At 67.9% G+C, this 12947-nt stretch carries 13 protein-coding genes; 4 read left to right on the top strand and 9 right to left on the bottom strand.

The features are described 5' to 3' along the window. Positions 1–47: 47 nt before the first annotated feature. Positions 48–1010, top strand: a complete 963-nt coding sequence (gene ligD, locus AB0H49_RS06200; protein WP_357247766.1) for a non-homologous end-joining DNA ligase — start codon at positions 48–50, stop codon at positions 1008–1010. A 297-nt stretch (positions 1011–1307) separates the two neighbouring features. On the opposite strand, the gene AB0H49_RS06195 is transcribed toward ligD, so the two are convergent. The 6 genes from AB0H49_RS06195 to AB0H49_RS06170 form a co-directional block, all read right to left on the bottom strand. Beyond that, complete coding sequence (locus tag AB0H49_RS06195; RefSeq protein ID WP_357247763.1) at positions 1308–1853, bottom strand: hypothetical protein; 546 nt, start codon at positions 1851–1853, stop codon at positions 1308–1310. Further along, on the bottom strand, positions 1850–2308 hold the full coding sequence (locus AB0H49_RS06190) for a F0F1 ATP synthase subunit B (protein ID WP_357247760.1): 459 nt from the start codon (positions 2306–2308) through the stop codon (positions 1850–1852). The genes AB0H49_RS06195 and AB0H49_RS06190 overlap by 4 nt, the downstream gene beginning before the upstream one ends. A gap of 4 nt (positions 2309–2312) precedes the next feature. Beyond that, entirely contained in the window at positions 2313–2573 is a 261-nt protein-coding gene (gene atpE, locus AB0H49_RS06185) for an ATP synthase F0 subunit C (RefSeq protein WP_067783390.1), read from the bottom strand. A 62-nt stretch (positions 2574–2635) separates the two neighbouring features. Continuing rightward, complete coding sequence (atpB, locus tag AB0H49_RS06180; protein WP_355001349.1) at positions 2636–3358, bottom strand: F0F1 ATP synthase subunit A; 723 nt, start codon at positions 3356–3358, stop codon at positions 2636–2638. Then, positions 3355–3720 carry a hypothetical protein gene (locus AB0H49_RS06175; RefSeq protein ID WP_357247756.1) on the bottom strand — a complete coding sequence of 122 codons (366 nt, stop codon included), beginning with the start codon at positions 3718–3720 and terminating at the stop codon, positions 3355–3357. The genes atpB and AB0H49_RS06175 overlap by 4 nt, the downstream gene beginning before the upstream one ends. Positions 3721–4019: 299 nt before the next feature. Continuing rightward, positions 4020–4607: a DUF1992 domain-containing protein gene (locus AB0H49_RS06170; protein ID WP_357247753.1), complete on the bottom strand. Its 588-nt coding sequence runs from the start codon at positions 4605–4607 to the stop codon at positions 4020–4022. A 157-nt stretch (positions 4608–4764) separates the two neighbouring features. Here AB0H49_RS06170 and fadD11 point away from each other — a divergent pair, with 157 nt between their 5' ends. From fadD11 to AB0H49_RS06155, 3 genes are all read left to right on the top strand, one after another. Then, positions 4765–6582, top strand: coding sequence for a fatty acid--CoA ligase FadD11 (gene fadD11, locus AB0H49_RS06165; protein ID WP_357247988.1), 1818 nt, complete (start codon positions 4765–4767; stop codon positions 6580–6582). Positions 6583–6700: 118 nt separating this feature from the next. Next, positions 6701–7747: a multicopper oxidase domain-containing protein gene (locus AB0H49_RS06160; protein ID WP_357247750.1), complete on the top strand. Its 1047-nt coding sequence runs from the start codon at positions 6701–6703 to the stop codon at positions 7745–7747. Beyond that, positions 7747–8988 carry a ZIP family metal transporter gene (locus AB0H49_RS06155; protein ID WP_357247747.1) on the top strand — a complete coding sequence of 414 codons (1242 nt, stop codon included), beginning with the start codon at positions 7747–7749 and terminating at the stop codon, positions 8986–8988. Before AB0H49_RS06160 ends, AB0H49_RS06155 begins: the two co-directional genes overlap by 1 nt. 102 nt (positions 8989–9090) lie before the next feature. Here the strand turns inward: AB0H49_RS06155 and AB0H49_RS06150 are convergent, their stop codons facing one another. The 3 genes from AB0H49_RS06150 to AB0H49_RS06140 all read right to left on the bottom strand — a co-directional run bounded on the left by AB0H49_RS06150 (position 9091) and on the right by AB0H49_RS06140 (position 12872). Further along, a complete protein-coding gene (locus tag AB0H49_RS06150) occupies positions 9091–10104 on the bottom strand; it encodes an MBL fold metallo-hydrolase (protein ID WP_357247744.1) in 1014 nt (337 codons plus the stop codon). A 302-nt stretch (positions 10105–10406) separates the two neighbouring features. Then, a complete protein-coding gene (gene mshC / locus AB0H49_RS06145) occupies positions 10407–11645 on the bottom strand; it encodes a cysteine--1-D-myo-inosityl 2-amino-2-deoxy-alpha-D-glucopyranoside ligase (RefSeq protein ID WP_355001355.1) in 1239 nt (412 codons plus the stop codon). A gap of 237 nt (positions 11646–11882) precedes the next feature. Continuing rightward, positions 11883–12872 (bottom strand): aldo/keto reductase, encoded by a 990-nt coding sequence (locus AB0H49_RS06140; protein ID WP_357247741.1) that lies wholly within the window; start codon positions 12870–12872, stop codon positions 11883–11885. Between the last annotated feature and the right edge of the window lie 75 nt (positions 12873–12947).

Below are 12947 nucleotides of genomic sequence, written 5' to 3'. Positions count from 1 at the left end.
CACCGCCGGCTCCGCGCAGGTCAATTTGCTGAAGATATGCTGTATCGGTGGTGTCCGCGCCGTCGCCGATGCTGGCCCTCTCCGGACGACCGCCCGGAAATCCGGACGGTTGGGCCTTCGAGATGAAATGGGACGGCATGCGCGCCGTCGCCGCGGTGGCCGAAGGCGACTGTCAGCTCTACAGCCGAAACCGCAAACAGGTCACCGGCTCGTTCCCTGAAATCGCCGCCGCCGTCGCCGCGGCGGTCGGCGAGCATCAGGCCACCATCGACGGGGAGATCGTGGCGCCGGAAGGGGCGAGCGGCGCGCCGTCGTTCTCCCGGCTCCAGCGCCGCATGCACGTCCGCGCGCCATCGGCGCAGCTGATCAGGGATGTTCCGGTGCTGTACATGATCTTCGACCTGCTCGCCCTCGACGGCCACGCCACCACCGCCCTGCCGTACCGGCAGCGGCGGGAGTTGCTCGCCCAGCTCGACATCGCCCGCCCGCCGATCCAGTTGTCGCCCTATTGGACCGACATCGAGCCCGAGGCGCTGTCGGCGGCCGCGGCGGAGAACGGGCTCGAGGGTCTGGTCGCCAAACGCCTCGACTCCACGTATCAACCGGGTGAACGGTCGCGCAACTGGATCAAGATGCCGTTCCGGAAAACCACCGAAGCAGTCATCGCCGGATGGTTGCCCGGAAATGGCCCGTTCGCCAACGCATTCGGGTCGTTGATTCTCGGCGCGCACGATTCGGCGGGACGGCTGGTACATATCGGCAATGTCGGGACCGGATGGAAAATCGCGGAACGGCGCAGTCTGCGCACCCGCCTGGACGAACTCGCCCGCCCCGACACACCTTTCGACGTACCGCCGCCGCGCGCGGTCGCCGTGCTGGCGCACTGGGTCGAGCCCGAGTTGGTCGCCGATATCGAATACCGGGAAGCCACCCCCGAGGGACTACGGCATCCCAGCTGGCGGGGTATCCGCATCGACAAATCCCCCGACGAGATCGAAGTGCCTTTATAGGATCGTTCCGCATGTCGATTGGTACGCCTTCGCGCACAACGCAACAGCGCGCTGCTCGAACTGGCCGGCGAGGTTCCCTGGCCGATCCTGGCACAGACCACCGGCATGCACATCACCACCGCCTTGCGCTGGAGCACGCTCGCCGCCCGCGTCTGGACGAGAACAGGAATGGTTCCCATCACTGTGCCCGTCACCAGGGCACTGTTCCGGCGTCGTCGAAGAATCTGCCAGTCGGTGCTAGACGCCGAGTGCGCCCGGATCGACGGATCCGGGCGCTGGGTGGCGGTCGAGGCGAGGTCAGCTCAGGCCGCTGAGGTCCTCGGTGGCCCTGGCTCGCGCTGTCAGCTCGTCGAGGAAACGATCGATGCTGCTCGATCTGGCGAGCGGTGATTCGAGTAGGTCACGGGCTATGGATTCGGCGCGGTCGATGACCGCTGTGGTGAGGTCGTGGGTGAGTTCTTCCTCCAGTTGCCGATGTGCCAGAGCGACGTTGCGCAGGCCTTCTCGGCGCACCCGTTCGACTTCGGCCGCCGCGGTGTCCCGCAGTTCGGTGACGATCCGGTCGGCGTCATCACGCGCCTGGTGGCCGATGCGTGCGACCTCGACCTGGGCGGCCGCGACCGCCTTGGCGAAAGCGCGTTCGGCGGCGGCCAATTCGGTCGCGGCGTCCGCGCTTTCCGTCATCTGTTCCTCGATCGTGCGCTGCGCTTTGCGCATGACCGTCCGAACCTGCGGGGCAACCCATTTCGACAGTGCGCCGAGGATGACGGCGAAGCCGAAGAGCTGGCTGACGAATACGGGCCAGTCCCAGGTGATGTCGTAGACACCGCCGCCGGTGTTCATCGTTGTCCACCTCCGATCACCCGATCCGCCAGGTCGTGCGCCATGGGATCGAGATGCGTGTCGAATCGTGCCGCCGCCGCGGCGGCCTGGGTTCGCAGTTCCGCGGTGGCCGTGGCCACCATCTCCTCGGTCTGATCTCGAGCGCGATCGCGGTGCGCGACCAGGATCGCTCGGCCTTCGTTCCTGGCCTGTCCGCGTAGCCGCGCCGCGTCGGCGTGGGCCTGGGCGAGCGCGGACCGGTAGCGGTCCTCGGCCGCGGCGAACGCTTCCCGCGCCTGTCGCCGGTGGGCGGCGGCTTCGGTGACGCGGGCCTCGCGTTGGTCGAGAACCTCCCGGATCGGTGGTACCACGAACAGCCAGATGACCGCGAACACGATGAGGAAGATCGCCAGCTCGACGAAGAACGTGCCGTTGGGAATCAAGAAGTTCTCGGCCGCGCGGATTTCGGTGTTCATGGCGCTACTTGCCCGGCGCCGCGAACGCGAACAGTGCCATGAACGTCAGATTGATGAAGTACACGGCGTCGACGAGGCTGACCGCCATCAGGTAGTTGCCGCGCAGCTTGCCCTCGGCCTCCGGCTGCCGGGAGATGCCGTTGATCAGCGCCGAGCCCGCCATGCCGTTGCCGTAACCGGCGCCGATCGCGCCACCGACCATCATCAGTCCACCGGCGACCAATGCCGCCGCCTGAACCACCGTCTCGTGCGTTATGTCGGCCATGTGTCATTCCTTTCCTCGAATGATCCAACATTTGTGTGCGGTGCGGGATGTGCGCCTGCCGCTCAATGCTTTTCGTGTTCGACGGCGGTGGCCTGCCCGAAGTAGAGGACGGTCAGCAGGGCGAAGATGAAAGCCTGGATGAGTCCTACGAACAGGTCGAACAGCTTCCATGCCGCGTTCGGACCCCAGCTGAGCCAGGCGGGCAGCAGTGCGATCACCGAGATCATCACTCCGCCCGCGAACATGTTGCCGAACAACCGCAGCGCCAACGACAGCGGTTTGGCGATCTCCTCGATGACATTGATGACAACCATCGGACCCCAACCCATATGGCCCTTCAGCAGCTGCTTCACATGTCCGATCGGACCGCGGCGTGCCACGCCGGCGGCCTGGTAGGCGACGAAGACGAACAGGGCGAGCGCGTAGGTGAAATTGACGTCGGCCGCGGGCGGTTTGATCAGCTCACCGGCGCCGTACTGCACCGGCAGCACCGACAGCCAGTTCGACAGCAGCACGAAGACGAACAGCGTCACGGCCAGCGGCAGGACGAATGGTGCGATCCGTAGTCCCACAGCGCTTTCCACCTGCGCGCGCATCTGCACGGTGACCGCTTCGAAGAACAACTGCACGCCGCCGGGGACCCCGGAGGTCAGCTTGACGCGCAGGGAGAACGCCAGACCCAGCACGACGGCGGCCGCGACCACGGTCGCGACGATCGTGTCGACGTGAAAGTCCATTCCGAACAGGTGCGCGGTTTCGTGGTGTCCCACTTCGACTTTCGTCATCGAGCGCTCCGCAGAGTCGGTGCGGCCGCCCAGAACGCGGCGCCGATTTGAAAGGTCACCAGGCCGTACAGAATGCCCAGTCCGTCCGGGCGTGTCAGGACACCGGCGACCAGCGCGAGCACCGTGACGGCGAACAGCCGGATCCCGGTGATGGCCGCCAAAGGCCCTTTGCCGGAAGTGTTCTCACTCACGAGCTCGGCCACGCCCAGGCGGGTGAGATACGCGTTGGCCAATCCCAAACCTATTCCGGCGCAGATGAATACACCCAACAGCAGCCGATCCTGCATCCCGGCGGCGGCGAGAATCGTGATCCCGGCCGCGGTTGAGACGATGATCGGGCCGCGGTCACCGTTGACCGTCATGTGCCCTCCCTCGGCGATGAATGGCGGTGGAAGGCAATGCCTTCCGCGTCACAAGGTCATTCTTGCTTACTACGCCCCGTAGTACAAGAGAAGCGGACAAATCGGGCATATCGGTCGTGCGATGGCGAGACCAGCGACCCGAGCCGCGAACTCTTGATGGCATGAACATATCACGTAAGTTGGTACATGCATACCATCAACGGTTGCGGTTCGAGTGCTGTGCGCGCAGAGGGATCGCACTGGCGCCGCGCCGAAATCGACGTTCCCGGTGGCGCAATTTGCACGGGTGCGATTCGGCGTCAGCGCCAGAAACGTTGCCACCAACGGCGCTTCGGACGGGCGGACGATTCCGCCACCACACCCTGCGCCGATGACCCCACCTGTTGCTCCGAAGGTTCGCGCGCGCGTTGCGTCGAGCTGGTCGCGCGTCGAGCCGAGGTTGCAGACGCGCGGCGCGCCGAATCCGTACCTCCGCTCGACGCGGACGCCTTCTCCTCCCGCCACCGCCGCACCACCGTGTCGGCGTCGACCGGCCCCACCGGCACGTGTGGCGGCGTCGGTACCCGCACATAGCGGACCACCCGCTGATTCAGTTCGGCGACCGCGGCGCGCACCTCACGCTCGGTGTCCAGTTCGGCGACCGTCTCGTGAATTCGCTCCACATCCCGGCGCAGAACCAGCGATTCCGGCAACATACCGTCGGCTCGAATCCCCTCGCGCCGCAGATAACTCCGTAACCACCAGTTCTCGTCCACCTGGGTGCCGACCCCGGGAATCGGCTGACCCGCCCCGTGCAGATTGTCGAATTCCCCGCGCTCGGTTGCCTCGCGGACCTGCTTGTCGATCCACGATTCGAAGGTCTGATCCGGCGGTTTGCGCTCGGTCATGTCCTCCAGCCTACCGACGGTTCGGCGACGTCGTTCGCGCCGACCGCGCTGGCAGGTAAGTGCCTGTCCGCGAACAGGTTTCGGAAAAAGCCAGCGCGCAACACCCCGCCCGACCTACCGTCGGAGCACAGTGCCGGGCGTCGTGAGTGAGACCGAAATGACCGAACCGAACACCTCTTGTGCCGCATTCCAGCGCGTCGCCGCGATCGATCCGGACGCGGTAGCCGTCCGCTCGATCGGCGGCGAGCAGAGCCTGACGTGGCGTGCGTATTCCGAACAGGTCCGAGCCGTCGCGGGCGGGCTGAGCGCGCTCGGCGTGGGGCGCGGTGACACCGTGGCCCTGATGATGGGCAATCGCGTCGAGTTCTATCCGCTCGAAGTCGGCGCACAGCACACCGGCGCCACGTCGTTCTCGGTGTACAACACCCTCGCGCCGGACCAGTTGCACCATGTGTTCACCAATGCGGGCAACCGGGTGGTGATCTGCGAGGAACAGTACGTCGAGCGGGTCCGCGGCTGCGGCGCGCCGATCGAGACCATCGTGTGCGTCGACGGCGCGCCCCAGGGAACCATCGGTGTCGACGAGCTCATGGCCTCGGCCGCTGCGGATTTCGATTTCGAGGCGACCTGGCGTGCCGTGCGCCCGTACGACATCGTCACCCTCTGCTACACCTCGGGCACCACTGGCAATCCCAAGGGCGTGGAGATCACCCACGAGAATCTGCTGTTCGAAGCCCGCGCGTTCGCCTCGGTGCTGCCGGTCGAATTCGGCGACCGTCAAACCTCCTACTTGCCGACCGCGCACATGGCCGACCGGTTCACCGCGCTGTACCTGCAGGAGGTGTTCGGCACGCAGATCACCGCCGTCCCCGAGCGCGCGCAGCTGCCCGCCGCGCTGCTCGACGTGCGCCCCACCATCTGGGGCGCGGTGCCGCGGGTGTGGGAGAAGTTCAAGGCGGCGATCGAGTTCTCCGTCGCCAACGAGCCCGATCCCACCACCAAGGCCGCCTTGCAGTGGGCTCTCGACACCGCCCGCCGTAAGGCCGAGGCCCGGCTGCGCGAGGAGCCCCTCGATCCCGCTCTCGCCGAGGAGTGGGCGCGCGCCGATGCCGCGGTGCTGTCGAAGCTGCGCGCGAAACTCGGTCTGGATCAGGTGAAGTGGGCGATATCGGGCGCCGCGCCGGTGCCGCCGGAGACGCTCGGGTTCTTCTTCGGGCTGGGTATCCCGATCTCCGAGGTGTGGGGGATGTCGGAGCTGACCTGCGTGGCCAGCGTGAGCCCGCCGGAGCAGGCGCGGTTGGGCACCGTCGGCAAGCTGCTGCCCGGGCTGGAGGGCTCCGTCGCCGAGGACGGTGAGTTCCTGGTGCGTGGACCGCTGGTGATGCGCGGCTATCGCAAGGAGCTCGACGAGACCGTCGCGGCGCTCGATGACGACGGCTGGCTGCACACCGGCGACATCATCACCGTCGACGAGGACGGTTACCTGAAGGTGGTCGACCGCAAGAAGGAGTTGATCATCAACTCGGCGGGCAAGAACATGTCGCCTGCCAATATCGAGAACGCCATCAAGGCCGCCACCCCGCTGGTCGGCTCGCTGGCGGTGATCGGGGATCGGCGGCCGTTCACCACCGCGCTCATCGTGCTCGACGCCGAATCCGCGGCGCCCTATGCCGCTCAGCACGGGCTGCCGGATTCCTCGGCCGCCGCACTCGCCGCCGACCCCGGAGTGATCACGGCGATCGCGCGCGGGGTGGCGGCTGGCAATGCGGCGTTGTCGCGAGTCGAGCAGGTCAAGCGGTTCACGATCCTGCCGGTCTTCTGGGAGCCGGGCGGCGACGAGATCACCCTGACGATGAAGCTGCGCCGCAAGCCCATCGCCGAGAAGTACGCGGCCGAGATCGAAGAACTCTACGCGGACCGACCGGATGGTTCGGTTCACGAGCCGATCGAGGCGCTGGACACCGCGGTGCGCTAGAGCCCGAGCCGACCGGTCTGGACGGTTACCCACACTGTTGTATTAGCGATCCCACAGATCTAACTTAGGTAATACGAAAACTCTGTGGGTAAGGCGTGCGGTGGTGCAGCGTGACCTGATGGGGGAGCCTTCGCGCCGCGGCTTTCTGGCCGGCGGCGGCGCGCTGCTGGGCCTGGGTGGCGCGGCGGTGGCGGCGCGCGCGGGTCTGTCCGAGGCGCGACCGCGCTCGGAACAGACCGGCCACGGTATGCACGGGGCGGTCGCCCACGGCGGCGGGGTCAGCGGGCCCACTTTCCGCATCGGTTCGGTGGTCGACCACCACGGCAACGGATTCGACCCGACCGAGATCCTGCGCGACTTCGACTACGGCACGGTCACCGAAGCCGCCGACGGTCGCACCGTGCGGGAGTGGGAGATCGCCTCCACCGACAAGGAACTCGAGGTCGCGCCCGGCGTGCAGTTCCCGGCGTGGGTGTTCAACGGCCGCATCCCGGGACCGACGCTGCGCTGCACCGAGGGCGACCTGCTGCGCATCACCTTCACCAACGGCTCGCAACACCCGCACACCATGCATTTCCACGGCATCCATCCCGCGGAGATGGACGGCACCCCCGGCCTCGGCGCCGGACTCATCGCGCCCGGGCAGAGCACCGTCTACGAATTCGACGCCATCCCCTTCGGCGTGCACCTCTACCACTGCCACGTCGGGCCGCTGGCCGAGCACATCGCCCGCGGCATGTACGGGACGTTCATCGTCGACCCGCCGCAGCCGCGTCCGGCCGCCGACGAGCTGGTCATGGTGCAGCACGGCTACAACACCACCTTCGACGCCGAAGGCAACCAGCTCTACGCCGTCAACGGCATCCCGTTCCACTACATGCACGAACCGGTGCGCGTGCAACGCGGTGAACTCGTGCGCATCTACCTGGTCAACGTGCTCGAGTACGACCCGGTCAACAGCTTCCACATCCACGGCAACTTCTTCGACTACTACCCCACCGGCACCCGGCTGCAACCCGCCGACTACACCGACACGATCGTCCAGGGCCAAGGCCAGCGCGGCATCTGCGAACTGCGGTTCCCGTACGCGGGGAAGTTCATGTTCCACGCGCACAAATCCGAGTTCGCCGAACTGGGGTGGATGGGATTCTTCGAGGTGACCTGATGAGCGAACGCAGTGAGCGAATCATGAGCGAGCGCACCGAAACTGCCGCATCGCAGAAGTCCGAGGCTCCCGGATGGTTGTCGACCGTGGCGGTGGTTCTGCTGCTCGGCTTGGCGCTGGCGGCACTGGCCGTAGTGGGTGGGCGTTCGCTGCCCGAGCGGATCGGTCCACCGGTGGAAGAGATCGCGGTCGAACAGGTTCGGATGTCGCCGGGCCGCATCGATCTCACCGTGCGCAACGCCGGACCCGATCCGGTGCGGGTGGCGCAGGTGTTCGTCAACGACGCGTTCGTCGACGTCCGCGGCGGCGAGGAACCGATCGGACCCCGCCGCAGCACCGTGCTCACGCTGGATTATCCCTGGCAGGAAGGTCAGCCGTATCTGGTCTCCATGCTGACCTCCACCGGACTGGTCGTCGAACACGAGATCGCCGCGGCCGTCGAGACACCCACCGGCGGGCGCGACCTGTTCGCGGTGATGGCGCTGCTCGGCGCCTACGTGGGCATCATCCCGGTCGTTCTCGGCATGCTGCTGCTTCCCGTGCTGCGGCGAATCGGCAAGGGCGGCATCCGTTTCCTGCTCGCGGTGACCGTCGGGCTGCTGCTGTTCCTCGCCGTCGACGCCGTCTTCGAAGGGTTCGAGCTCGGCGAGCGTTCCGGCGGCGCGTTCGGCGGCATCAGCCTGCTCGCGCTCGGGGCGATTCTCGCCTTCCTCGCGCTCACCTTCGTCTATCGCTGGCTCACCCGCCGCGCCGACGCCTCGGACGGACGCGGCGGCACCCGGCTGGCGCTGATGATCGCCATCGGCATCGGACTGCACAACCTCGGCGAGGGCCTGGCCATCGGATCCGCCTACGCGCTGGGCGAACTCGCGCTCGGCGCGGCGCTGGTCATCGGGTTCGCGTTGCACAACACCACCGAAGGATTGGCGATCGTCAGCCCGCTACTGACGGCGGCCCGGCCGGGGGTGCTGCGACTGCTCGGGCTCGGGCTCATCGCGGGCGCACCGGCGATCCTCGGCGCGGTGCTCGGCGCGGGCGTCAACAATGCCGAACTGTCGCTGCTGTTGCTCGGTCTGGGCATCGGTGCGATCGCGCAGGTCGTCGTGCAGATCGCGCCCGCACTGCGCACCGCGGACGATCGCGACACCGGAACCGTGGCAGCGATGGACTCCACCGCGATCCTGGGAGTCGCTGTCGGCGTAGCGGCGATATACGCGACAGGTCTACTCGTATTGCCCTGAGCACCAAACGATTCCGAGCCAGCTGGCACACAGGTTTTGCACGCCGCACATAGGCATCGTCTGTGTGCGGCGTGCGAAAGGTATGTGGAACGCGGCCGCGGTTCAGAGTGTGAAGGTGAGGCGGTCGGGGCTGAGGTAGTCGGTGGGGTCGTGCATGGTGCGTAACTCCGGGCGTCGCCCGGAAGCCAAGCGGGCGAGTTCGGTGCGCAGCGGGGCGTCGTAGGTGGCGGCGCTGGCCGTCAGGCCCGGCAGCCAATTGTCGTGGTGGGACGGGACGAACAGCGCCGGGCCCAGCGCCTCGACGTACTTGCGGGGATCGCGCAGACCGTTGGTGATCTGGTTGTAGCCCTGCACCGCGCCGATGTGCACGTCTGTGGACGGCAACCCCGCGAGCACGTCGAACACCTCGGGCGCCTTCTCGGTGAGCGGGCCCGCGGAATCGTGCCAAGTGAGCGTGAAACCGGGGACGCGGAATTGGTAGAGCAGCACACCGCCCTCCGGATCCAGTAAGCGCGGCAACGTCTGGCGCAGATCGGTGAGCGTCGGATGGTGGCGCAGGATCGGTCCCAGTTCCGGACGCGGAAAGAACCGCCGCGCCTCGTCGGCCGGATCCTGCGGGGTGCGAGCCGAATGCAAGTGCCGGACCGCGGTGACCGCGACCCCACCGACGGTGACCTCGTGGCGCTGCCCGATGGGCGTGTGGGCGTCACCGAGCGCCTCCGACGGAAACGTGGCCTCGGGCACCTGGGCGCGGACGGCGGCGCAGTGCTCGGCCGTGCCGTAGACCGTCGCGCCGCTGGCCTCGGCGATCGCGCCCGCGTCACCGGCGTGGTCGAAATGGCCGTGACCGATGAAGATCGCCGCCGGACGCAAGTCCGCCAACTCCTGCGTCGTCGCGGGCACATAGCCGGAACTGGTCACCCGGGGTACCCACGCGTCGAGCAGGAACACCGAACCGCCCAGCGCAAGCGCGTAAGTCGTGCAGCCGACCCATGACAGCACCACGCGATCGGCCGGTACCGCACCCGTCTCGGGATCGGCCGCCGCACCGAAGAACCGCCGCCGCGCCGCCGTCGTCCGCGCGTCCCCCGCCTCGCCCACCGGTTCCAATCGCATCGGCCGCCCCCACGCCCCGCGGAACCCAGCGATCAGCGAACCAGGATGCAGATTGCACATCCGTGCACCAGATCACGGAAACCCGGCATCTGGCAACCCCTCAGGGTCCGTCCCGCCGCGTCCGGGAACGCGGCGGGCGTCGTGTGAGTACATGATCGAAGCGGCGAGACCGGCTGTGACCCGGGGGTACTGGCGGGTGACCGGCCCGGGGCGAAGGTTATCGCCCACCGAATCCGTGGTGGTTTGCAGACGACCGGGCGGTGTAGCGGACGACCCGTGGCGGCACCGGCGGCGCGCAGCCCTTACAGCTCGACGCCGAGCAGCGCGTCGACGGCCGTGGCGACCAAGCCGGGCGCCGCGGTGTCGGGGCCGCCGTATTCGAGCGCCTGCGCGACCCAGTTGTCCACGGCGGCAAGGGCTTTGGGGGTGTCGAGGTCGTCGGCGAGGTGCTGGCGCAGGCGGGCCACCGTGTCCTCGGCGACGGGGCCGGAAGCCAGGGCGGTGGCGCTGCGCCAGCGGGCCAGGCGCGCCTGGGCGTCGGTGAGGACCTCGTCGGTCCACATGCGGTCCTGGCGGTAGTGTCCGGCGAGCAGGCCGAGGCGGATGGCGGCCGGGTCGACACCGGAGTTGCGCAGCTTGGAGACCAGCACCAGGTTGCCCTTGGACTTCGACATCTTCTCGCCGTCCAGGCCGATCAGCCCGGCGTGCACGTAGTGGCGGGCGAAACGGCGGCCCGCGATCAGGGATTCGGCGTGCGCGGCGGAGTACTCGTGGTGCGGGTAGATCAGGTCACTGCCGCCGCCCTGGATGTCGAACTCCGGGCCGAGGCGGTTGAGCGCGATCGCCGAACACTCGATGTGCCAGCCAGGCCGGCCCGCACCGAACGGGGCGGGCCAGGACGGCTCGTCGGGACGGGCCGCGCGCCACAGCAGCGCGTCGATGGTGTCGCGCTTGCCGGGGCGGTCCGGATCGCCGCCGCGTTCGGCGAACAGCCGCTCCATGGTCGCGCGGTCGTAGCCGGACTCGTAGCCGAACTGTTCGTTGGCATCGGCGCGGAAGTAGATGTCGGGGTACTCCGCGTCCTCCACGACGTACGCCGCACCCGAGGCGAGCAGTTTCTGGACGAACTCGACGACCTCGTCCACCGACTCGATGGCGCCCACGTACTCGCGCGGCGGCACGATGCGCAGCGCCCGCATGTCCGAGCGGAACAGGTCGATCTCGCGGGTGCCGAGATCGCGCCAGTCCAGGCCGTCGCGGGCGGCGCGCTCGAACAGCGGGTCGTCGACGTCGGTGACGTTCTGCACGTAGTGCACGTCGTGGCCCGCGTCGCGCCACAGCCGGTTGACCAGGTCGAAGGTCAGGTAGGTCGCGGCGTGTCCGAGGTGGGTGGCATCGTAGGGGGTGATCCCGCAGACGTACATGGTGGCGGTGGCGCCGGGGGTGACTGGCCGCACCCGCGCGTCGGCGGTGTCGTACAACCGCAACGGTGGCCCTGCTCCGGGGACGGTCGGTAGGGCGGTATCGGACCAGGACTGCATGATTCGAGGGTAAAGGTGTGGCCGAGTTCATCGCCGCTCGCCCCGGCCGCGCGGGCACCCCGAGCGCCACACGACCCTATCGGGACCAGCCAAAACGAGACCGCTACCAGAAGTCAATGGTTTTGCTCTCGCGGAAAAGAACATTCGACGAATCGTGCGGGCTCCGGTTCACGCCCAAACCTGCAGACGACTTCGCCGCATCAGAGCCTCGCGCAGTTGGCGAGAAACCGCGGCGACCTATACGAACGCTCTGCCGCGCCCATCCACTCGCGTCGCCGCGGAGCCGAAGACGAACGGATGCGGTTCGGACTCGGCGAGGAAGTCGCCGGGGAACCCGCGCTCGAACGGCGCCGCAGCCTCCAACCGGCGCACCGCGTCCTCGGGCAGGGTCAGCTGGGCGGCGGCCAGATTCTCGCTGAGTTGCTCGACGCTGCTCGCCCCGACCAGCGGCAACACGGCGGGCGACTTGTGCCGGGTCCAGGCCAGCGCCACCTGCGCGGGTCGCGCCCCGAGTTCGGCGGCGACCTCGGCGACCGCGTCGGCGGCGGCACGCTCGCGGTCGGTGAACGCGGCCGGGTCGACCCGTCTGCCGGTCGAGCCCGTCAGTATCCCTGCGGCCAGCGGCCGCCACGCGGTGACGCTCATCCCGAACGCCTCCGCCATCGGCAGCAGTTCGCGCTCGATATCGCGCTGGAGCAGGTTGTAGGGCACCTGGAGCCCCGCGAACGGCGTGCGATCCCGCCACTGCGCCAGAGTGTTGGCGCGCGCGACCACCCAGGCGGGCGCGTCCGAGATTCCGAGGTAGCGCACCTTGCCCGCGGTCACCGCGTCGTCGAGGGCGCGCACGGTCTCCTCCAGCGGGGTGTGCCGGTCCCACACGTGCACCCAGAAGATGTCGACGTAGTCGGTGCGCAACCGCCGCAGGCTGCGCTCCAGCGAGAGCATCAGGTTCTTGCGGTGGTTGCCCGCGCCGTTCACGTCGTCGGGGTCGCGGCTGAGGGTGTACTTGGTGCCGAGCACGAAACGGTCGCGTCGTTTGTCGAGAATCTCGCCGAGGATCTCCTCGCTGTCGCCGTAGGCGGAGGCCGTGTCGAGTGCGTTGCCACCCGCGTCGGCGAAGGCGTCGGCGATGTCCCGCGCCTGTTTTGTTTCGTCGAAAAGCATTGTGCCTAGGACGATTTCGGAGATTCGTAGGCCGGTGTTGCCGAACAGTCGGTAGCGAAGCATGGGACGAGTCTCACGCGGTAGGCGCGCGGTAGGGAGGCCCTGGCAGGGTCACCCTCGCGAACCGCCGAACCTGTC

Origin of the sequence: Nocardia sp. NPDC050713 (assembly GCF_040654315.1) — a bacterium.
GTDB lineage: Bacteria > Actinomycetota > Actinomycetes > Mycobacteriales > Mycobacteriaceae > Nocardia.
The sequence above is the reverse complement of the archived record's forward strand: the minus strand, read 5'-3'. Positions and strand labels throughout refer to the sequence as shown.

What these genes read in the sequence shown, in the direction of transcription:
- AB0H49_RS06190 (WP_357247760.1), bottom strand. Translation starts at nt 2,308, where the DNA reads ATGAACACCGAAATCCGCGCGGCCGAGAACTTCTTGATTCCCAACGGC.
- AB0H49_RS06140 (WP_357247741.1), bottom strand. Translation starts at nt 12,872, where the DNA reads ATGCTTCGCTACCGACTGTTCGGCAACACCGGCCTACGAATCTCCGAA.
- mshC (WP_355001355.1), bottom strand. Translation starts at nt 11,645, where the DNA reads ATGCAGTCCTGGTCCGATACCGCCCTACCGACCGTCCCCGGAGCAGGG.
- fadD11 (WP_357247988.1), top strand. Translation starts at nt 4,765, where the DNA reads ATGACCGAACCGAACACCTCTTGTGCCGCATTCCAGCGCGTCGCCGCG.
- AB0H49_RS06175 (WP_357247756.1), bottom strand. Translation starts at nt 3,720, where the DNA reads ATGACGGTCAACGGTGACCGCGGCCCGATCATCGTCTCAACCGCGGCC.
- AB0H49_RS06195 (WP_357247763.1), bottom strand. Translation starts at nt 1,853, where the DNA reads ATGAACACCGGCGGCGGTGTCTACGACATCACCTGGGACTGGCCCGTA.
- AB0H49_RS06150 (WP_357247744.1), bottom strand. Translation starts at nt 10,104, where the DNA reads ATGCGATTGGAACCGGTGGGCGAGGCGGGGGACGCGCGGACGACGGCG.
- AB0H49_RS06170 (WP_357247753.1), bottom strand. Translation starts at nt 4,607, where the DNA reads ATGACCGAGCGCAAACCGCCGGATCAGACCTTCGAATCGTGGATCGAC.
- AB0H49_RS06160 (WP_357247750.1), top strand. Translation starts at nt 6,701, where the DNA reads ATGGGGGAGCCTTCGCGCCGCGGCTTTCTGGCCGGCGGCGGCGCGCTG.
- atpB (WP_355001349.1), bottom strand. Translation starts at nt 3,358, where the DNA reads ATGACGAAAGTCGAAGTGGGACACCACGAAACCGCGCACCTGTTCGGA.
- AB0H49_RS06155 (WP_357247747.1), top strand. Translation starts at nt 7,747, where the DNA reads ATGAGCGAACGCAGTGAGCGAATCATGAGCGAGCGCACCGAAACTGCC.
- atpE (WP_067783390.1), bottom strand. Translation starts at nt 2,573, where the DNA reads ATGGCCGACATAACGCACGAGACGGTGGTTCAGGCGGCGGCATTGGTC.